A 21,022-nucleotide genomic window follows, 5' to 3' on the forward strand; every position below is an offset into this window, starting at 1 on the left:
CGTCTCTTTCCGGCAAAAAAGGGAACAGAACAAAAGAGGAAAATGAATACAACAAAAAGCCCCTCCCGCACTTGTACAACGCAAAAGTGGGAGGGGCTTCTTATTTTAATGGGCTTCCAGAGACAAACATCCTAAACCTCTGCTTTAGTACGCCAAACCTCAACTTGAGCAAGCTGAAGTAGAGGTTTAGAATGCTTATTTCGGCGCTTTCCTATATAGATAGAATGCAATGAAGGCATACATTATATTCGGTATCCACACAGCGATGACCGGAGGCATGTTGCCGTTCACGGCAAATGTGGAAGCAATGGTCTGAAACAGAATATAAGAGAAACTCAATGCCAAGCCTATACCTAAATGCAATCCCATTCCACCTTTCGTTTTCTTGGAAGACAAAGACACTCCAATCAGCGTCAGGATAAAGGAGGCAAACGACATGGCAATGCGTTTGTGGTACTCTATCTCAAATTCCTTAATGTTGGCAAAGCCGCGTTGCCGCTGCCTGTTGATGTACTCGCTTAGCTGAGGGCTGGTCAACATCTCCTGCTGGTTCTTCATAATCAGGAAGTCGGCAGGCTCCATAAAAAGGGTAGTGTCTATGCGGTCACCCTTCGTGATACTCTCCTTCATGCCATCCATCTGGCGAATCATATAATCCTTGATTTTCCACTTATGCACGGCCGTCGTGTCGTAGGTAATGGAACGGGCTGTAAGGTGGGAGACCAGTTGCTTGTCATTGAACTTGTCCAAAGAAAAGCGATAACCGGTCTTGCTGTAGTCTTCAAAACGTTCGATATAGGCAATTACCCCCGAATCCACTTCCAGCTGGATGTTCCGTGCCGTATTCGCCTTACGGGGTTTGTAGTACTTGTCCTCAAAATTGATACGTGTCACACTGCCTTTGGGAATGACATAAGACCCGAGGCAGAACGTCACTACCGCAATGATTGCCGCAGATACCATATAAGGACGCAACATACGCTTGAAGCTCATTCCCGTAGAGAACATGGCAATAATTTCCGAGTTCTCCGCCAGTTTGGAAGTAAAGAAGATTACTGCGATAAACACGAACAGCGGACTGAACAGATTGGCAAAGTAGGGGATGAAGTTCAGATAATAATCAAAGACAATAGCATTCCACGGCGCTTCATGAGACATGAAGCGGTCCATCTTCTCGTTGAAGTCGAACACCACCGCAATGGAGATAATCAATGCGATGGCAAAGACATATGTACCCAGGAACTTCTTAATAATGTACCAGTCCAGCCGCTTCAGGAATTTACCTCTCGGCAGCTTTATATTCTTCCATATCCTCCAGTTCATTTTTCTCATAATCTTGTCGATACGCGTTTCACCATCATCGGTTTCCAGGTAGCAAAGTCGCCTGCAATGATATGCTTACGTGCCTCGCCTGCCAGCCACAGATAGAAAGCCAAGTTGTGGATAGATGCTATCTGCATGGCAAGCAGCTCTTGTGCATGGAACAGATGGCGCAAATACGCCTTGCTGTACATGGTATCCACGTAGGAGGCGCCATCCGCTTCAATGGGAGAGAAATCCATCTCCCATTTCTTGTTGCGCATGTTCATGATGCCGTCTTTGGTAAACAACATCCCGTTGCGTCCGTTTCGGGTAGGCATCACACAGTCGAACATATCGACACCGCGTTCAATGCCCTCTAGAATGTTTACCGGGGTCCCGACTCCCATCAGATAGCGAGGCTTGTCTTTGGGAAGAATACCGTTCACCAGCTCAATCATCTCGTACATCTTGTCTACAGGCTCGCCCACAGCCAGACCACCAATGGCATTACCGTCAGCACCTTTAGAGGCAACAAACTCTGCTGACTGCTCGCGGAGGTCGCGATAGACGCACCCCTGCACAATGGGAAATAAGGATTGCTGATAACCGTATTTCGGTTCTGTTTCGTTGAAACGCTTGATACAACGGTCCAGCCAGCGATGTGTCAATCCCAGTGATTTTTTGGCATATTCGTAGTCCGAATCCCCCGGAGGACATTCATCAAAGGCCATCATGATGTCTGCACCGATAGTCCGTTCTATATCCATCACCTTCTCCGGTGTAAAGATATGCTTGCTACCGTCGATGTGTGAACGGAATTCCGCACCTTCTTCGCGCAACTTGCGGATACCGGACAACGAGAATACCTGGAAACCGCCGCTGTCTGTCAGCATAGGACGGTCAAAGCCGTTGAACTTATGCAGTCCACCGGCTTTCTCTATCACTTCCAGTCCCGGACGCAGATAAAGATGATAGGTATTACCCAATATAATCTGCGCCTTTATATCCTCTTTCAGCTCAGGCAGATGCACGCCTTTCACTGTTCCCACTGTACCTACCGGCATAAAGATAGGTGTCTCAATCTGCCCGTGGTCAGTAGTAATCAGTCCGGCACGTGCATTGGTCTTGCTGTCTGTATATTGTAACTCGAATGTCATTCCTCTTTCTTTTCGGTCTTTTCTTTCTTTACGGACAAGTCGATGGCATCGGCTACTTTTTCATCAGTCAGCGCAATGGCAAACACTTCCTTAATATCTTTCACATAGTGGAAAGTCAGTCCTTTCAGATATATATCCTGTATCTCTTCTATATTCTTGCGGTTCTCGTCGCTCAAGATAATCTCCTTGATACCGGCACGCTTGGCAGCCAGTATCTTCTCCTTGATGCCTCCTACCGGAAGTACCTTACCGCGAAGTGTTATCTCTCCCGTCATGGCAAGATTGGCCTTCACCTTTTTCTGGGTGAGGGCAGAAGCGAGGGAGGTAGCCATCGTGATACCGGCAGACGGACCGTCTTTCGGAATGGCGCCTTCGGGCACATGGACATGGATGTTCCAGTTATCAAAAATCTCTTCGTCAAGATTCAGCAGGGAGGCATGCGCCTTGATGTATTCCAATGCCAGCATGGCCGACTCTTTCATTACATCACCCAAATTGCCGGTCAATGTCAAACGTCCACCCTTGCCACGGCTCAGGCTGGTTTCCACGAAAAGTATTTCACCACCTACGGCAGTCCACGCCAGACCGGTCACCACCCCTGCATACTCATTACCCTGATACTTGTCCCGGGTATATTCGGGTGCACCCAGGAATTCATACAAGTCTCCCGGTTTTATTTCGGTCTTCGCAAAATAACCGTCCGTAGCATATTGGCGTGCAGATTTACGGAGTATCTTTCCGATTTTCTTTTCCAGTTCGCGCACGCCGCTCTCACGGGTATAATTCTCTATAATGGCTTCCAGTGTGTTCTTCGGAATCTTGATATCATTCTTTTTCATACCGTTTGCCTCCAATTCCTTCGGAACCAGATGGCGGCGGGCAATCTCAATCTTTTCTTCCGTGATATAGCCGCTTACCTCAATCAGCTCCATACGGTCCAGCAACGGTCCGGGGATGGTATTCAGATTATTGGCAGTAGCGATGAACATCACTTTAGACAAATCATAGTCCACATCCAGAAAGTTATCATGGAATGTAGTGTTCTGTTCCGGGTCGAGCACTTCGAGGAGGGCAGAGGAGGGGTCTCCCTGGCGGTCAGCACTCACCTTGTCTATTTCATCCAGAATAAATACCGGATTGGAGGAGCCTGCCTTTATCAGATTCTTGATAATCCGTCCCGGCATGGCACCGATATAGGTTTTACGATGACCGCGAATCTCAGCTTCATCATGCACGCCTCCCAGCGACATACGGATATACTTACGCTTCAAAGCGGCAGCAATGGAACGCCCCAAAGAGGTTTTTCCCACACCTGGAGGGCCATACAGACAGATGATGGGGGACTTCATATCGCCCTTCAGCTTTAATACAGCAAGATGTTCCAGAATGCGTTCCTTCACCTTCTCCAAACCATAATGGTCTTTGTTCAGTGTCTTTTCTGCATTGACAAGGCTCAGATTATCCGTCGTATAAATGCCCCACGGTAAACTAAGCATCGTCTGCAGATAGTTCAGCTGCACGCTATAGTCGGGAGACTGGGGATGGGTACGTTCCAACTTATCCACCTCTTTCAGGAACGTAGCCTTCACCTCATCATTCCATTTGATGGTCTCCGCCTTCTTACGCATCTCCTCTATTTCCTGCTCTTGACCGCCGCCACCCAGCTCATCCTGAATGGTTTTAATCTGCTGCTGCAGGAAATACTCACGCTGCTGCTGGTCTATATCCTCACGTGCACGCATCTGGATAGACTCTTTGATTTCGGCAAGCTGCACTTCACGATTCAGAATCTCAAGCAGGCGGTAGGTACGCGCCCGCAAAGAGTCGATACGGAGCAGTTCTATCTTTTCGTCTTTCTTGAGTGGCAGGTTCGTACAGATAAAGTCTACCAAAAACATTGGATTGGTAATGTTCTTGATGGCAAATGCCGAATCCTGCGGAAACATATCGGATGACTTGATGTAGCGTACTGTCAAGTCTTTACACGCCTCTACCAATGCATGGAATTCCTTGTCATTCTTCTCCGGAAGTTCTTCATTCAGCGTAGCTATCCGTCCCTTCAGATAAGGAGTCGTATCCGTAATCTCCTTCAGTTCCATACGTTTGGAGCCTTGCAGAATGACTGTAGTTGTCTGGTCTGGCATTTCAAGCACACGTACTATCTTGGCAACTGTACCGATGGTATGTAAATCCTCAAACAGAGGTGTCTCTGTTTCAGCCACCTTTTGGCATACAACAGCTATATAAGAATTTTTCTTTTCTGCTTCACGCACCAATTTGAGGGAAGATTTTCTTCCTACAGATACCGGCATAAACACCCCAGGGAACAATACCATATTTCGGAGAGGCAATATCGGTAAAACCTCTTCTACCTCAATGTCCATCAATTGTTCTTCATTCCCCTCAAAATCAGCAATTACAGAGAAAGCGTTTCCGCTTCTATCTTCGACATCACTCAGGTAATTTCTTTTCTTCATTTCTTTCTTTTTAGTTTATGTCATATTGGCAGGCCAATAAAGCGCCTGCAAAGTTAAGCTATTTCTTCATAAATAAACGTTCTTCACCCTTTAAAAAGACAAAAACAGTGCCAATTTTATGACAAATATGCAGGCTTTGATTATTTTTGAGCCCAATTAAAGAAGATAAACATGCCAAAATCATCTTTTAAGTTTAAACAATTTACCATATTTCATGATAAATGCGCCATGAAGGTCGGCACAGATGGTGTACTACTTGGGGCATGGGCCCCGGCAGACAAAGCAAAGCGTATACTGGACGTTGGAACCGGTACCGGATTAATAGCCTTACAGTTAGCGCAAAGGAATCCGCATGCCCGGATTACTGCAATCGAGATAGATGCGGCTGCAGCCGGACAAGCCACAGAAAATGTATCTCACTCTCCATGGGCCGATAGAGTAGAGGTCATATGTCATGATTTCCGAGATTATCAGCCGGAAAACAGATTTGACCTCATCGTTTCCAATCCTCCCTATTTTATAGATGCGTTGAAATGTCCTGACGAACAAAGGTGCACAGCACGGCATGCGGGCAATTTGAATTACGATTTACTGTTTCATCGTTCGGCATCTTTGCTTGAAGAGCAAGGAGTCGTAAGCATCATTATTCCAGCGGAAGCTGAAAAAACGGTTGTGGATACAGCTTGGAACCATAAGTTGTTTCCATTGCATCGTGTGCAAGTCTTCACCAAGCCCGGAAAACCGTGCAGACGGGTATTGCTGAACTTTGGTTTTGAAGCAAAAGAGTGTAGAGAAGAGAAACTCTGTATTGAGGTGAATCACAATGAGTTTACCCCTGAATATGTAGCTTTAACGAAGGATTTCTATCTGAAAATGTAATTTTAATTGCATAAAACTTGCCTAAATGTTTGGTTGGTATCAGAATTGTTTTTACCTTTGCAATCGCTTTTCAGAAGTAAAGTATTCGGGGTGTAGCGCAGTCCGGTTAGCGCACCTGCTTTGGGAGCAGGGGGTCGTGGGTTCGAATCCCGCTACCCCGACGGATGAGAGTCAAGGAGTTACGGTAAAATGTAGCTCCTTTTTTTTATTCTCCGAATGGGGCGGTTTACCTTTGGTTTAACCGAGTGAGTTAAACCGAGAGTTAAACCAAAAATGAACATGGATGCTACAATTTCAGTGGTTTGTTACAAATCCAAGACCCTATCTAATGGCGAACACCCTCTAATGCTTCGTATCAGTAAAGACGGAAAGAAGAAATATCAGAGTTTGGGAATATCTGTAAATCCCAAGTTTTGGGACTTTCAGAAAAATAAACCGAAACCTAAATGTCTGGAAAATCCAGTGTAAGCTGCCCCCTAAAACCAAGCGATTCTGCCCCCTTAAAACATTCAACAATGCCCCCTTAAAAAGTCTTGACCGATGGGGTTATTATTATTTTAGTTTATTTCCCTCTGTATGCAGCCATTTTACGGACACTTTCTCCTGTCAGCTCAATCCGGTGCGCCGTATGTATAATACGATCCATAATGGCATCTGCTACTGTAGGGTCTCCGATTGCATCATACCAATTGTCCGTTGGCAGTTGCGAGGTGATGATGATGGACTTGCGCCCATGTCGGTCCTCTATTATATCGAGCAGGATGGGTCGTTCCTTGGCATCAAGGTTCACAAGGAAGAGGTCATCCAATATGAGCAGCGTGCTCCGTTCGATTCTCTTGAGTTCCGATTCCAGTGTGCCTTTTACTTTTGCCACCTTAAGCGTACCCATAAGTTTCGGAGCATTCGCATAATATGTCCGTATGCCCTTCTTGCAGGCTTCATACCCCATTGCTGTGGCAAGGAAGCTCTTCCCGGTACCGGATGACCCTGTGATGAAGAGGTTCTGTCCCTTGCGGATGAACTCCAGCGATGCAAGCCGCTCCATCTGATTGCGGTCAAGGCCACGCGGGATTGCATAGTCTATCTGCTCGAGGCAGGCCTTGTAGCGGAACGCCGCCCCGCGTATAAGGCGTTGGATGGCTGCATTGGCACGGTAGTCCCATTCCCTGGCAAGTAACATGTGCAGGAAAGAGTCGATTGTCATTGTTTCTGCCATAGTGGAGGTTAGGCTTTCAGTGAAGGCGGCGGCCATGCCGTGCAGCTTCATACGGTTCATCAGTTCGATTGTCAACGTGTTGCGGTCTTTTTCGACAGCTATCGGTGCGGTAAGATTATTTGTTTCCATTGTTGTCTCTATTTAAATGTTTTAATTGTGCGAAGTAGGCTGCTCCGCGGATGTTTTTGTGGATAGATGTTACGGGGACCTCATCGTCAATGTCGTCTTTTGACAGGAAGTCTGCATCATCCCCGCGTTCAAGGATCCGCCTTATCTCCTGATATCCGTATAGGCGCAGTTGCGTGGCGCATGCGCTTGCCGCCACCAACCGTTCCAGCCCGAAGGTCTTCTCCAACGCCATGATGCCTCTGCATGAACGGAACGCCGCGGGAGGATACTTCTTGAGTTCCGCCACCTTGCGCAGATACAGCAGCAGGACGTTATCTGTCTGGCCGGCCCGTTCGTAAATCTGTTCCAGATCCTTTTCATAACTTCCATGACGTCCGGGCAGTCCGTGGGCATCCTTGGTCGTATAGGAGTATGGCGTGTCATCGCGCTGGTGTGTGGTCACCAGACGCAGGCCATGATATATTTCCAGCGTGTCCGCATCATAGACAATCTCGACACGTTTGCCTATATACTCTTTCGGTACGCTGTAATGGTGAAGCCTGAAGGTGACATAGCCGTTACGCATTACTGTTGCGGAGCGTCGCTCTTTCATCTGATGGCGTATGGCGGGAAGCGGGCGGAGGCAGTCGGACTCAATCTGCTCGAACTGTTCCCGTCTGGACTGGGGACGCCCGCTCATCCTGCGTCCGTTGAAGGCCGAGAGCGATTCGGATATGGCCGCATTCAGAGACTCCAGCGAGTGGAATACAAGACCCTCGATGTCAGCGTAGACGGATCGGTAAAGTAGCTTCACGGCATTCTCCACCAAGGCCTTGTCCTTTGGATGACGTACCCGTGTGGGGTATACGGTACATCCGTAGTGTTCGGCAAATGCCGCAAACTCCTCGTTGATTACCGGCTCGTTACGGTCGCTGCGGGTTACCGCCGATTTGAGGTTGTCTGGTACGATCGCCATCGGAACCCCGCCGTAAAAATGAAGCGCGTTCTCACACGCCTTAATCAAGTCCTGTCTTGACTGGGACCAGACCGCCTCACAATAGGTATAGTGGCTGCACGGAAGTATGGCCACGAACACTTCAACGCTGCGACATTCACCGCTTTCACTGTCAACGACTTCCAGTTTGTCACCGGCGAAGTCGATATACATCTGGTCTCCGGCATAATGCTCGACATGGCCTACGACATGTGTCACCATACGGTAACGCATGAGATAGTTGCCGAAACTGGCATGTCTGTATCCGTCAGGATGGGTCTCGCGGTACTCTTCGTACAGGGTTTTCACTGTTACGCCTCGGCGGCTAAGCCGGGCAGCATACTCAGGAAGGAGTGCCTCAAGCTCAAGCTGGCGTTGTGACGGTTCCCTGTTACGGCCAACACCTTCAGAGAACATTTCCTGGATGCGAGCGGAAGGCATGGCGGCCAACTCCTTTATCGGTATACCACACTCTTGAAACAGGCGCACATATCTGCGCACCGTGTTGCGGGAAAGCTCAAAGCTCCTGCTTATCTGCTTTATCCCCATCCCCAATGCGTAACATTGGAGGATGTTTGCTATCTTTGTTGTCATAGTAGAAATGATTTTATCCCACCGGTCAAGACGGGAATCAAATCTACGAAAAATCCCCTGCCGGGCATTGCCAAGCAGGGGTATTTTTATATTGGAATCAAGGGGGTAGGATTATTTTAGCACAAGGGGGCAGAATCGCTTGGTTTTAGGGGGCAGCTTACACTGGATTTTCCAACATAAACATTTACTCTATCACCTGACCAACCACACCCAAGATTCACTTCCTCCGGAAGAAATACAACTGATTATAAATGAGGAAATAATGAAAAGCCTGGATGCGCCAAAGGATGTATTGAAGCAAATGCTTATCCAGCGATACTATGCCGGAAGAGCACAAGACAACGTTCCGCAGCCTTTTCCCATTTATACATCGGAAGGGTGGAAAATTAAAGAAAGCACTATTCTGGAATATGTGTATTGTCTGCTGGACGTGGGCGTATATGATGGAGGAATTATCTTCTGTTGCATGAAGGCATTGCTCCGTCAGAATGATAAGGAAAACGCCCAACGGCTGCAAGAGCAAGCAATCAATAAAAAGGTTTTTATCAATTACGATTCATATTGTATGTTGAAAAAGTTAGGAGCCGTCATTCCCAAACCCTACCTATTTGTCGAACATTATCCAATTATGAAGGACATATGCTATCAAATGCGGGAACGCGGCATGACCTTCGAAGAAGCCGAAAGCCGTATAAAAGAGATGGAAGATGATTTACATATTTCCATTGCACGCACACAAATCTACTGGAACAATGTCATCAGCCGCATGGCCAACAACAGAACAAACAAAAAACTGGTGCTTCAGAATACTCTGAAATTCATCGATGAACACCATGTGCCGATGAGTCCGGAAATATATTACTCCCTTTTACACACAATCACTTCCATTGAAGACTATACAAAAGTCAAAGGTTTATATAAAGGCGAATTGAATATAGGACATATCTTCGTACTTCTAAAGAAGATTCCAGAATTTGCCAAATATAGAATTGCCGAATGGGCATTTGTCGCCTGCTTGCGTCAGGAGTTTGATGAATGGTATGACATTCTATGTTCCATCAGTGAGAAAGAGCAGGAGAAAAGAATTAAAATCATGTTACAGTCCGAGCGCTACAAGCAACTGCAAGTCATCACCCCCAAAGGGTATCTTAACCAGACTTTCTTGTTCTGGTGGACTATCCGCTACGCCGTCTCAGAGACTGAAGAGCAACGGAAGGCAGAATTGGATACCCTTGTCACAATGATACCCAACCCCTTTGTACCTCAGTATCCGAAAATGATAGAGAAGTTCTTTATACCTTATCCGCAAGACTTGCTTGAAATCATTCGAGAATATATAGGCCGGATTATTTCATCCGAGCCGCAATAGCCAGCAATACCCCGAGCACCACACCCAATATCGCTGCAAACAGCACCCGCATTTCTCCCGGCAGGAGGAATGTGATGGTGTGTGCCGGATACCAGAAGAAAGGAATTGTTTTCTTGAAGACAAAATTCCATTGTGCATCCCAATTCAGATGCGTAATGATGCGGGTCATCGGGATAGGAGTGAGGAGGCTGCGAGGCGAACCGCCACAATCCAGGATATGCGTATCCGTAATCTTATGGAATGTCATGAATACCGGAGCGAAAATGGTATTCATAGCAACTGAAATGGCGAGGGCTATCCATAATTTGTCCAGGCAGAATTCTCCGTTTATAATGGCGGCGGCATTTGCCATTCCCATATATTCCATAAATTGCGGCACACCTTTGGAGAAGATTATCATGGCCGCATTGATACCCATTCCCAGCAGTCCCCACACTACGGCACGCGGCAGTACGCCAAATCCTTTTCGGTTATAGACTCCGGCACTGATACGAAGTCCCAGCATCTCACCCAGTGTAGCAAGAATTCCGAATTTAACGAAACTCATTACCATGCCATGTGCAGCGTTGAAAGACTTATACCAATTGTAGATGGATTCACTCACAAAGAATGGCAGGAATATTATCACCAGAACAAAAATAAAGAGGAAGTCTTGTTTTTTCATACAAAAGTCATGTTTTTCATAAATAATGTGGCAAACATACTAAAATTATTCTAATTTAAAAGCAAATAAGTAAATAAAAGAAGTTTTACCAAACAGAACAAAGTGTTTCCCTTAACCGAACAGTGTGTTTCATTAAAGAGAACACTTCGTTTCCCTTAAAAGAACAGTTTGTTTCGATAATGAAAACACTTTGTTTTCTATAGCTAAAACAAAGTGTTCAGCACTGTGAACTAACGAACTATCCCATTAGCTTCCTCAGAAGCCCATATCATAGTCTCGGCACAAAAAAAGTGGGATTCAGAGAAACCTCTGATCCCACTTCATCATAGTAAGCAACGGATAGTTATTTCTTATCCTTCATATATTCATCCGCTTTCTCCTTGGCACGTGCCACGCGCTTGGCTGTATCCGGATGAGAAGAGAACATCTTCTGGAACTTGGATTCCTTCGGTGCCTCCGCTGAAAGTTCAAGCAATTTGTTCAAAGCATTGTACATGGCATACGGATCGAGATTATTCTTGATGCAGAATTCAAAGCCGTAATCATCCGCTTCCGTCTCCTGCTTCTGGGAGTATTGAGCACCTGCCAATGCCTCGGCCATGGCACCCAGTTCAGAATCACTCAATTTGGATACCGTAGAACTTGCCGCACCGGCAGCATTCTTCACAGCCGAACGAAGGTAAGCATTCTTCATCGCATCTTTGGAATCCGTATGGATGACGTGACCTATCTCGTGGCCGACAACTGCCATCACTTCATCATCCGTCATGATGTCCATCAGTCCGGCACAGATGCGTACACTACCATCACCGCACGCAAAGGCATTCACATCTATTACTTCATAAACACCGAAGTTCACCTTCAAGCCGTCCACTTCCTTGATATTTCCGGTCAGCTTCTCCAGGCGCTTGCCGTAATCCGTATCGGGCTTTGTCAGCGGATTGTGCGTATCCATCCATTCCATATATTCCTTGCTCATCGCTGCAATGTCAGCATCGGACAATGAAATGGCCTTGACGGCATCTGTACCAGCTTGGACAACTTTGTTCACATTGATTTTCTTTCCACCGATTTTGAACTGCGCATAGGCAGTGGTGGTACAACTCATTCCACATACTACAGCAGTAATGATGAAGAAGTTCTTTTTCATGTACTTTACGATTTAATTTTAATCCTACTTCGCTTTGTCTATAAAAAAAACCGCCTAATCATTATTAAACGGTTTTCCGAATATCTGTTTAAATCAAGTTTACTTGATGATACCCAATTCCTTGAAACATTTAGTCAATTTTTCTACAGCATAATCCACTTGTTCGACCGTATGGGTAGCCATCAACGCTACACGCACCAGTGTATCTTGTGGAGCACATGCAGGTGGAATAACGGGGTTGATGAAGATACCTTCGTCAAAAGCCAGCTTCGTTACTATAAATGTCTTCTCTGTATCACGCACATAGAGAGGAATGATAGGAGATTCTGTCTCACCGATTTCGAAGCCTGCATCGCGGAACTTCTTCAAGGCATAGTTAGTGATGTCCCACAGACGTTGGATGCGTTCAGGTTCGGACTTGATGATGTGAAGCGCCTCGCGGGCTGCAGCCGTAGCAGCAGGTGTGCTACTTGCCTGGAATATATAGGAACGGGCATTGTGGCGCAGCCAATTGATTACCGCCTTGTCTCCAGCAACAAAACCACCGATGGAAGCCAATGACTTGCTGAATGTACCCATAATCAGGTCTACATCTTCGGTAACACCGAAATGGTCGCACACACCACGGCCTTGTTTTCCGAATACACCCAAGCCGTGAGCTTCGTCCACGTAAATGCTGGCGTTGTATTTCTTCTTCAGGCGGACAATTTCGGGCAGATTGGCCAAGTCACCTTCCATGGAAAATACTCCATCCACAACAATCAGCTTTACAGCATCCAGTTCGCATTTCTGGAGTTCTTTTTCCAAAGCCTCCATATCGTTATGCTTGTACTTCAACTGAGTGGCAAATGCAAGACGGCGGCCATCTACAATGGAAGCGTGATCACGGTCATCACAAATAATATAATCCCCACGGCCTACAACGGCAGGAATAATACCTTCGTTTACAGTAAATCCGGTAGAAAAACAGAGTGCTTCATCTTTTCCTACGAATTCAGCCAATTCCTTCTCCAGTTCAACATGTATATCGAGTGTTCCGTTCAGAAAGCGGGAACCTGCACAACCGGTGCCATATTTTTCTGTGGCAGCTATCGAGGCATCAATGATACGCTTGTCATATGTCAGTCCCATATATGCATTAGAGCCGAACATCAGAACCTTTTTACCATCCATCATTACCTCTGTATCCTGATGGCTGTTAATTGTGCGGAAATAAGGATATACGCCTTTTGCCATAAACTGCTGCGGCAGGTCGTATTTCGCAAATTTGTCTTGTAGTAAACCCATGAAATATCTTTTATATAATGAATATTTAATTCTATTAAATACAAGTCTTAAAAAACAGGGGGCAAAGATAGCAAAATATGTCGGTATATGTTCTATTTACATTAAAAAAACTACTTATACTTATTTTAAAAAGAATTATGTGGTTAATTTTTCAGATATTTATATTACTTTTGCCAGTTGGAAAACCTGCATAGCAACAACCCTTGCATGAACGAAAACAAGAAGAAAATAGCATTCATCATAAACCCCATATCCGGCACTCAGAGTAAGGAGCAGATACTGAAGTGGCTCGATGAAAAGCTGGATAAGGAAAGGTATGCACAAGAAGTGATTTATACCGAACGGGCAGGCCATGCCGTAGAGATAGCGGCACAGAAGGCACAAGAAGATGCACATGCCGTCATCGCCATAGGAGGAGACGGCACCATCAATGAGATAGCTCGCTCACTGGTACATACAAAAACCGCTTTGGGCATCATTCCCTGCGGTTCCGGCAACGGACTTGCCCGCCATCTGCAGATTCCGATGGAGCCGAAAAAGGCCATCGACATCATCAATGACGGACTGATAGACATCATTGACTACGGAAAAATCAACGATGTGCCTTTCTTCTGCACCTGCGGCGTGGGATTCGACGCATTTGTAAGCCTGCAATTCTCCAAGGCGGGAAGGAGAGGACCACTCACTTATCTGGAAAAGACTCTGCTCGAAAGCCTGAAGTACCGTCCGGAAACCTATGAACTGGAAATGGACGGCAGCACCCTGCGATACAAGGCGTTCCTAATAGCCTGCGGAAACGCATCGCAATATGGAAACAATGCGTATATTGCCCCACAAGCCACCTTGAACGACGGACTGCTGGACGTCACCATACTCGAGCCGTTCACTGTGCTCGATGTACCGTCGCTCTCTTTCCAGCTCTTCAACAAGACCATTGACCAGAACAGCCGGATTAAGACGTTCCGTTGCCAGACACTCCGTATTCACCGTTCTAAACCGGGGGTAGTCCACTTTGACGGCGACCCGATGATGATGGGAGAGAATGTAGATGTAAAGATTATGAAGAAAGGACTGCAGGTCATTGTTCCCCGGGATGCGGAAAAAGACACTTCGAATGTCTTGCAGCGGGCACAAGACTATATCAACGGACTGAAACAAATTAATGATGCTTTTGTGGAAGACATCGCCCATAAAAACAAGATGATACTGGATAAAGGCAAAAGGCAATTCAAGAAACTGACAAAAATGTAATGTTGTAAAAAAGGTACTAAAGGAGTTTCTGAAAATAACTTTCCCCTTTTGATGCGCCATATAATATGTTTTATGTATTTTTGCAAAGCCAAAATAGTAAATAAGTAAATCGTCAAACAGTAAATAAAAAGATGTATAGATCACACACCTGCGGAGAACTCCGTATCTCCGATGTTAACAAGCAAGTGACGCTGGCAGGTTGGGTACAGCGCAGCCGTAAGATGGGAGGCATGACTTTCATTGACCTCCGCGACCGTTACGGAATTACCCAATTAGTGTTCAACGAAGAGGTGAATGCCGAACTTTGCGAGCGTGCCAACCGCTTGGGCCGTGAATTCGTAATCCAGGTTAAAGGTACCGTAAACGAACGTTTCAGTAAAAACCAGCATATCCCGACGGGAGACATTGAAATCATCGTATCGGAACTGGATGTTCTGAACTCATCGCTGACCCCTCCCTTCACCATCGAGGAAAATACGGACGGTGGCGACGATATCCGCATGAAGTACCGTTATCTAGACCTGCGCCGTGCCAATGTACGCAGCAATCTGGAGCTTCGCCATAAAATGACAATTGAAGTACGCAAATACCTGGACAGCCAGGGATTCATCGAAGTGGAAACTCCGATTCTGGTAGGCTCCACACCCGAAGGTGCACGCGATTTCGTCGTTCCTTCACGCATGAACCCGGGACAATTCTATGCCTTACCTCAAAGCCCGCAGACACTGAAACAGTTGTTGATGGTTTCCGGTTTCGACCGTTACTTCCAGATAGCCAAATGCTTCCGTGACGAAGACCTGCGTGCCGACCGCCAGCCGGAATTCACACAGATTGACTGCGAAATGTCTTTTGTGGAGCAGGATGACGTCATCAACCTCTTCGAAGGCATGGCCAAATATCTGTTCAAGGAAATCCGTGGCGTAGAGATGAACGAGCCGTTCATGCGCATGCCATGGGCAGACGCCATGAAATATTACGGCAGCGACAAGCCCGACCTCCGTTTCGGCATGAAGTTCGTGGAACTGATGGACATCATGAAGGGACACGGATTCCCGGTATTCGACAATGCCGCCTACATCGGCGGTATCTGCGCAGAAGGCGCCGCACACTATACCCGCAAACAGCTGGATGTACTGACCGAATTCGTGAAAAGACCGCAAATCGGTGCCAAAGGTATGGTATACGCGCGCGTAGAGGCAGACGGCAACGTAAAATCAAGTGTCGACAAGTTCTATGCGCAGGAAGTATTGCAGGAGATGAAGGCTGCTTTCAACGCCAAGCCGGGTGACCTGATTCTGATTCTGAGCGGTGACGATGCCATGAAGACCCGCAAGCAACTGAACGAGTTGCGCCTTGAAATGGGTAACCAACTGGGATTACGCGACAAGAACAAGTTCGTCTGCCTTTGGGTGGTTGACTTCCCGATGTTTGAGTGGAGCGATGAAGAAGGCCGCCTGATGGCTATGCACCACCCGTTCACTCATCCGAAAGACGAAGATATTCCTTTGCTGGATACAGACCCGGCAGCTGTCCGTGCAGATGCATACGATATGGTGTGCAACGGTATTGAAGTGGGTGGAGGTTCCATCCGTATCCACGATGCACAGTTGCAGGCCAAAATGTTCGAGATTCTCGGATTCACTCCGGAGAAGGCTCAGGAGCAGTTCGGCTTCCTGATGAATGCCTTCAAATACGGTGCACCTCCTCACGGTGGTCTGGCATACGGTCTGGACCGTTGGGTCAGCATCTTCGCAGGTCTCGACAGTATCCGCGACTGCATTGCATTCCCCAAAAACAACAGTGGACGCGATGTAATGCTGGATGCACCTTCAGTTATTGACCAGAAGCAGCTGGACGAACTGAATCTGATTGTTGAAGTGAAAGAGTAAAAGCAGGTACAGAGTAGGAGAGTGAAAGAGTCTGCACGCATTTTTCGTTTTGCGGTAATCGGCACGCTGAATGCCTTGATTATGGCTGTTACCGTTTGGGTAATGATGGACGAACTGGACATCAACTATATGCTCTCCAATGTAACCGCATATATACTTGCACAGATACACAACTTCATCTGGTGCAAGTACTGGATATTCCCTACAGAAAAAAAGAGCAACACTTGGCGACAAGTGCTGCTCTTTTCCATAGCTTTCGGAATGGCTTACGGAGCGCAATTCCTTTTCCTCATAGGGCTGGTGGAGGGACTGGACTGCAATGAATACCTTGCCCAGTTCCTGGGATTATTCATCTACGGAAGTGTCAATTTCCTGATGAACAAACGGGTGACATTCCGTTAGTTCTCCCCCAGAGATCCCCGTCGTTATCAGTCAAGAAATCGTTTTGTCAATCCGGCATAGGCATCAATTCTGCGGTCGCGCAGGAAAGGCCACCAACGGCGTACATTTTCCGAGCGTTCCAAGTCCACCTCTACAACGATATTTTCCGGCCGTTCGTTTCCTGCTTGGGCCAGGAACTCGCCTTGCGGTCCGGCCACAAAACTATTTCCCCAAAACAAGATACCATTGGTCTGCATGGAAGGATCCGGCTCATGTCCCACACGGTTCACTGAAACAACCGGCAAGCCGTTGGCCACAGCATGTCCACGCTGGGAGATAATCCAAGCATTGAGCTGACGCGCCTTTTCATCATCCGTATCACTGCTTTCCCAACCGATAGCCGTAGGATATATTAGTATTTCAGCTCCCTTCAGCGCCATCAGACGTGCTGCTTCCGGATACCATTGGTCCCAGCACACCAAAACTCCCAATTTGCCCAAAGATGTCTGAATAGGTTCGAAGCCTATATCACCGGGAGTAAAATAGAATTTCTCATAATAGGCGGGGTCATCAGGAATATGCATCTTCCGGTATTTCCCGGCAATGCTGCCGTCACGTTCAAAAACAACCGCTGTGTTATGATACAATCCGGGAGCGCGTTTCTCGAACAGAGAAGTGACCAGCACAATATCGTTGGCAGCAGCCAACTCTGAATAGAATCCCGTAGAAGGACCGGGAATCGGTTCTGCCAAGTCGAACAACTGCGTGTTTTCCGTCTGACAGAAATACAGAGAGTTATGCAGCTCCTGCAAAACAACCAATTGAGCCCCATGCGCCGCACATGCCTCTATACTTTTGGCCAAATTCATTAAATTAGTCCTGAGGTCCTTGGTATTGGCCTGCTGGATAATACCTACTTTTATTTTTCTTGTCATCTTATTCTATGGTTTATTGTTTTACTATGTATAATCGACATTACTTCAACACCCCTACGGGATATTGCATGGTAACACAATGCAAAGAGCCGTGTTGCTTAATCAAAGCACGGCAATCTATCCCGATAATTTCATAACCGGGAAAAGCCTCCCGCAACACTTCCCCCGCGCGGGCATCATTCTCCGGCTGGCGATAGGTGGGGTAAAGCACTGCATCATTCAGAATCAAGAAATTAGCGTAAGTGGCAGGAAGCCGTTCCCCTTCCTCTTCTATCTTATCGGCCATGGGCAAAGCCAGCAAACGGTAAGGTTCCCCCTTCAACGTACGGAAAGTCTTCAGTTGCTCCTCCATGCGATGCAGTTCTTCGTAATGCTCATCATCCGCATCCTTGCATTGTACATAGGCTATCGTGTCGGCAGGGCAGAAACGGGCCAGCGTGTCTATATGACTGTCCGTATCGTCACCTGCCAAATAACCGTGGTCCAGCCAAAGAACACGTTGCAGGTGAAAAACGGAACGAAGATATTCCTCAATTTCCACCCGGTTCATCTGTCCGTTCCGGTTAGGCGAAAGCAGGCATTCGGAGGTGGTGAGCAACGTACCCATGCCGTCACTTTCGATGGAACCGCCTTCAAGGACAAACCCCAAGCGATTTACATACTTTCCTTTCATCACTTCCGACTCCACCGCACGACGCGTAATCAAATTATCCTTATCGGATGCAAACTTCAATCCCCACCCGTTGAACTTAAAGTCGAGCAGAGATACACCGTCAGCATCCAGTAGGGTGATGGCTCCATGGTCGCGTGCCCAAGTATCATTCGTCTCACACTTCAGGAAACGGACATTTTCCATATTCACCCTGCCGAGAATCTGTTTCTTCACCTCATCCGGTTCTGGGGTTACAATCAGCAATGTCTCCCGGGCGGCTATTTCGTGGGCAATGGCTACAAAACATTCCTGCACTTCGTCCAACATATAGGTCCAGTCTGTACCCGCATGGGGCCATGTAAGCTGTATGCCGCTTTGCAAAGCCCATTCGGCAGGCAAGTGGGGAGCACGTGTCTCTACCTGAAAAGTCATATTCTTGCCAAAACGCACCTGACAGTCCTTCTCTGCGGCACCACCCAGCGGCAGTCCTACAAAATATCCCATATTATTTATCTTTTCTAATTCGTTACTTTTTAAGTTAGCAGAGAGAGGGAGAATAAACCTTAGGTTTAGAATTGCCAAACCTCTACTTCAGACTTCTAAACCTCTACTCTATGATTGTAAACCTCTACTCGTCAATTATCACTTATCTTCCTTCGGTTTCCGGTCGAAGAATGGATTCTTGGAGGATGCACTCACCGGAATGGCAAAGACAGTCTTGCATCCTTTCAGCCAATCCAAACGCTGAGCGGCAAGTCCGGCAGAAAACATGACACGGGTATCCACCCTCAAATCGGCAGCCATGGCACAAGCCGAACCTACAGCTATCCCTACATCCACCGTATTCAAAGCACAAGGTACTCCCTCCGGACGACCGGCACAAGTGGGAAAACCGCAGTGTCCGCAATTCAAACCTTGCGTCTGCTCGCGCGTACCTATTATAATTACACATTCAGCCTGCAAAATGTTGTCCGCATCACGGAGAAAGAACTTCATACCGTGCTCTTCAACCATAGCGACCATCTTTTCAGACAGCTTCTTAATGTCTTCACCCGTAACCAGCGCAGCTTCAATCACATCAATACCTTTTCCTTTCGGTGCCGTGCGCGCAGCAGTCAGCATTTGCCTTGCCACGTCAAGCACATGTTCGTGGCGGCAATCCCGTTCATTCTGTATCATAGTCTTTCTTTCCTGAATTAATTAGTGCGTCAAAGATAGCACAAATATTTTTTTGCACTATCTTTGCGATACAGAAAGATTAAAGGAACACCATGCTGCAAATAGAAAATGCCAGTATCGCCTACGGCAACGATATACTTTTCTCGGGTTTCAACCTGCAATTGGAAAGGGGAGAGATAGCCAGTATCTCCGGCCCTTCGGGATGCGGAAAGTCGTCACTGCTGAATGCCATACTTGGATTTACTCCGTTAAAAGAAGGACGCATCGTCTTGAACGGCATTCTGCTGGATAAAGGAAACGTCGACGTTGTCCGTAAGCAGACTGCATGGATTCCACAAGAACTGGCATTGCCGCTGGAATGGGTAAAGGACATGGTACAATTGCCCTTCGGTTTAAAGGCAAACCGGGGTACACCCTTTTCTGAAACCCGTTTATTTGCATGTTTCGAGGATTTGGGTCTGGAACAAGAGTTATATTACAAACGGGTGAACGAAATATCCGGAGGCCAACGCCAACGGATGATGATAGCCGTAGCCTCAATGATTGGCAAACCACTGACCATTGTCGATGAACCGACTTCCGCTCTCGACTCCGGTTCCGCGGAAAAAGTACTCTCTTTCTTCCGCAGGCAGACAGAAAATGGAAGTGCCATACTGACCGTATCCCATGACAAAAGATTCGCCAACGGATGTGACCGACATATAATCATGAAATAACATACACACTATTGGGAACCATAGATATATCATACCTCAGCCTGGGCATCGGATTATTGCTATTATTAATACCGCTGTTTTACATCTGGAAGTTCAAGACCGGACTGTTGCGCGCTACTGTGATAGGTACGGCACGCATGATTGTCCAGTTGTTCTTCATCGGCATATACTTGAACTACCTCTTTTTATGGGATAACCCGTGGATAAACTTTCTATGGGTAATTGTCATGATATTTGTAGCATCGCAGACGGCATTGGCACGAACACAATTGAAGAGGAAGATTCTGCTCCTGCCCATATCCGCAGGTTTCTTATGCAGTGTAGTATGTGTAGGCTTGTACTTTATCGGAATAGTACTGAGAGTGGAAAACGTATTCAGCGCCCGGTATTTCATCCCTATTTTCGGCATACTGATGGGCAACATGCTATCCAGTAACGTCATAGCCCTCAACACCTATTATAGTGGACTGAAACGGGAACAACAGCTTTACCGGTATCTTCTCGGCAATGGTGCTACAAAAGCGGAAGCACAGGCACCTTTCATCCGCCAAGCCATCATCAAATCCTTCAGTCCGCTGATTGCCAATATATCCGTGATGGGGCTGGTTGCTTTTCCGGGAACCATGATTGGCCAGATATTGGGTGGCAGCAGCCCGAATGTGGCCATCAAATATCAGATGATGATTATGGTCATCACCTTTACCGCCTCCATGCTGTCACTGATGATTACAATCTCTCTGGCTTCCCGCAAGTCGTTCGATGCCTACGGCAAGCTACTGCCGGTGATGGTAGAGAAGAAGGGAAAAAAGGAGCATAAATAAC

The 21,022-nt window shown here is 46.9% G+C and carries 18 protein-coding genes, 1 tRNA gene and 1 pseudogene; 9 read left to right on the forward strand and 11 right to left on the reverse strand.

What is annotated here, in order from left to right; translation table 11 throughout:
• Window positions 1-195: 195 nt before the first annotated feature.
• From NQ510_RS14845 to lon, 3 genes are read right to left on the reverse strand one after another with little or no spacing between them, the layout of a single operon-like run.
• On the reverse strand, window positions 196-1,332 hold the full coding sequence (locus tag NQ510_RS14845) for an LptF/LptG family permease (RefSeq protein WP_005825471.1): 1,137 nt from the start codon (window positions 1,330-1,332) through the stop codon (window positions 196-198).
• Window positions 1,329-2,459, reverse strand: coding sequence for a tRNA guanosine(34) transglycosylase Tgt (gene tgt / locus NQ510_RS14850; protein WP_005825470.1), 1,131 nt, complete (start codon window positions 2,457-2,459; stop codon window positions 1,329-1,331). The genes NQ510_RS14845 and tgt overlap by 4 nt, the downstream gene beginning before the upstream one ends.
• Complete coding sequence (gene lon / locus NQ510_RS14855) at window positions 2,456-4,936, reverse strand: endopeptidase La (RefSeq protein WP_005825468.1); 2,481 nt, start codon at window positions 4,934-4,936, stop codon at window positions 2,456-2,458. Before lon ends, tgt begins: the two co-directional genes overlap by 4 nt.
• Before the next feature lie 171 nt (window positions 4,937-5,107).
• Here lon and NQ510_RS14860 point away from each other — a divergent pair, with 171 nt between their 5' ends.
• The 3 genes and pseudogenes from NQ510_RS14860 to NQ510_RS14870 all read left to right on the forward strand — a co-directional run.
• Window positions 5,108-5,815 (forward strand): tRNA1(Val) (adenine(37)-N6)-methyltransferase, encoded by a 708-nt coding sequence (locus NQ510_RS14860; protein ID WP_005825467.1) that lies wholly within the window; start codon window positions 5,108-5,110, stop codon window positions 5,813-5,815.
• Between the two features lie 86 nt (window positions 5,816-5,901).
• Window positions 5,902-5,976 (forward strand) — tRNA-Pro (locus NQ510_RS14865).
• Between the two features lie 118 nt (window positions 5,977-6,094).
• A pseudogene (locus NQ510_RS14870) lies at window positions 6,095-6,265 on the forward strand (Arm DNA-binding domain-containing protein); the annotation flags it as partial.
• A gap of 112 nt (window positions 6,266-6,377) precedes the next feature.
• On the opposite strand, the gene istB reads toward NQ510_RS14870, so the two are convergent.
• Window positions 6,378-7,160, reverse strand: coding sequence for an IS21-like element helper ATPase IstB (gene istB / locus NQ510_RS14875; protein ID WP_005824105.1), 783 nt, complete (start codon window positions 7,158-7,160; stop codon window positions 6,378-6,380).
• Window positions 7,147-8,727: an IS21 family transposase gene (istA, locus tag NQ510_RS14880; RefSeq protein WP_005829261.1), complete on the reverse strand. Its 1,581-nt coding sequence runs from the start codon at window positions 8,725-8,727 to the stop codon at window positions 7,147-7,149. The genes istB and istA overlap by 14 nt, the downstream gene beginning before the upstream one ends.
• A gap of 262 nt (window positions 8,728-8,989) precedes the next feature.
• Here istA and NQ510_RS14885 point away from each other — a divergent pair, with 262 nt between their 5' ends.
• Complete coding sequence (locus NQ510_RS14885) at window positions 8,990-10,096, forward strand: hypothetical protein (RefSeq protein WP_234129830.1); 1,107 nt, start codon at window positions 8,990-8,992, stop codon at window positions 10,094-10,096.
• Here NQ510_RS14885 and NQ510_RS14890 read toward each other — a convergent pair.
• The 3 genes from NQ510_RS14890 to spt all read right to left on the reverse strand — a co-directional run bounded on the left by NQ510_RS14890 (window position 10,074) and on the right by spt (window position 13,197).
• Window positions 10,074-10,760: a hypothetical protein gene (locus NQ510_RS14890; RefSeq protein ID WP_005827835.1), complete on the reverse strand. Its 687-nt coding sequence runs from the start codon at window positions 10,758-10,760 to the stop codon at window positions 10,074-10,076. The two genes, NQ510_RS14885 and NQ510_RS14890, sit on opposite strands and share 23 nt — an antisense overlap.
• 343 nt (window positions 10,761-11,103) lie before the next feature.
• Complete coding sequence (locus NQ510_RS14895) at window positions 11,104-11,910, reverse strand: M48 family metallopeptidase (RefSeq protein ID WP_005827832.1); 807 nt, start codon at window positions 11,908-11,910, stop codon at window positions 11,104-11,106.
• A gap of 99 nt (window positions 11,911-12,009) precedes the next feature.
• Window positions 12,010-13,197 carry a serine palmitoyltransferase gene (spt, locus tag NQ510_RS14900; RefSeq protein WP_005827830.1) on the reverse strand — a complete coding sequence of 396 codons (1,188 nt, stop codon included), beginning with the start codon at window positions 13,195-13,197 and terminating at the stop codon, window positions 12,010-12,012.
• 207 nt (window positions 13,198-13,404) lie between these two features.
• On the opposite strand from spt, the gene NQ510_RS14905 reads away from it, so the two are divergent.
• The 3 genes from NQ510_RS14905 (at window position 13,405) to NQ510_RS14915 (ending at window position 16,739) form a co-directional block, all read left to right on the forward strand.
• Window positions 13,405-14,448 carry a diacylglycerol/lipid kinase family protein gene (locus NQ510_RS14905; protein WP_005827827.1) on the forward strand — a complete coding sequence of 348 codons (1,044 nt, stop codon included), beginning with the start codon at window positions 13,405-13,407 and terminating at the stop codon, window positions 14,446-14,448.
• A gap of 131 nt (window positions 14,449-14,579) precedes the next feature.
• Window positions 14,580-16,337: an aspartate--tRNA ligase gene (aspS, locus tag NQ510_RS14910; protein WP_005827825.1), complete on the forward strand. Its 1,758-nt coding sequence runs from the start codon at window positions 14,580-14,582 to the stop codon at window positions 16,335-16,337.
• A gap of 21 nt (window positions 16,338-16,358) precedes the next feature.
• On the forward strand, window positions 16,359-16,739 hold the full coding sequence (locus NQ510_RS14915; RefSeq protein WP_005827823.1) for a GtrA family protein: 381 nt from the start codon (window positions 16,359-16,361) through the stop codon (window positions 16,737-16,739).
• A 26-nt stretch (window positions 16,740-16,765) separates the two neighbouring features.
• Here NQ510_RS14915 and NQ510_RS14920 read toward each other — a convergent pair whose 3' ends face one another.
• From NQ510_RS14920 to NQ510_RS14930, 3 genes are all read right to left on the reverse strand, one after another.
• Complete coding sequence (locus NQ510_RS14920) at window positions 16,766-17,653, reverse strand: carbon-nitrogen hydrolase (protein WP_005827821.1); 888 nt, start codon at window positions 17,651-17,653, stop codon at window positions 16,766-16,768.
• A gap of 40 nt (window positions 17,654-17,693) precedes the next feature.
• Entirely contained in the window at window positions 17,694-18,809 is a 1,116-nt protein-coding gene (locus NQ510_RS14925; protein WP_005837171.1) for an agmatine deiminase family protein, read from the reverse strand.
• Window positions 18,810-18,947: 138 nt separating this feature from the next.
• Window positions 18,948-19,484: a ferredoxin domain-containing protein gene (locus tag NQ510_RS14930; RefSeq protein WP_005827817.1), complete on the reverse strand. Its 537-nt coding sequence runs from the start codon at window positions 19,482-19,484 to the stop codon at window positions 18,948-18,950.
• A 92-nt stretch (window positions 19,485-19,576) separates the two neighbouring features.
• Here NQ510_RS14930 and NQ510_RS14935 point away from each other — a divergent pair, with 92 nt between their 5' ends.
• Together NQ510_RS14935 and NQ510_RS14940 are read left to right on the forward strand one after the other, a co-directional pair.
• Window positions 19,577-20,200, forward strand: coding sequence for an ABC transporter ATP-binding protein (locus NQ510_RS14935; RefSeq protein WP_005827815.1), 624 nt, complete (start codon window positions 19,577-19,579; stop codon window positions 20,198-20,200).
• 11 nt (window positions 20,201-20,211) lie between these two features.
• Window positions 20,212-21,021 carry an ABC transporter permease gene (locus NQ510_RS14940; protein WP_005827813.1) on the forward strand — a complete coding sequence of 270 codons (810 nt, stop codon included), beginning with the start codon at window positions 20,212-20,214 and terminating at the stop codon, window positions 21,019-21,021.
• Window position 21,022: the final 1 nt, after the last annotated feature.

This window comes from Bacteroides uniformis, assembly GCF_025147485.1.
Classification (GTDB): Bacteria; Bacteroidota; Bacteroidia; order Bacteroidales; family Bacteroidaceae; genus Bacteroides; species Bacteroides uniformis.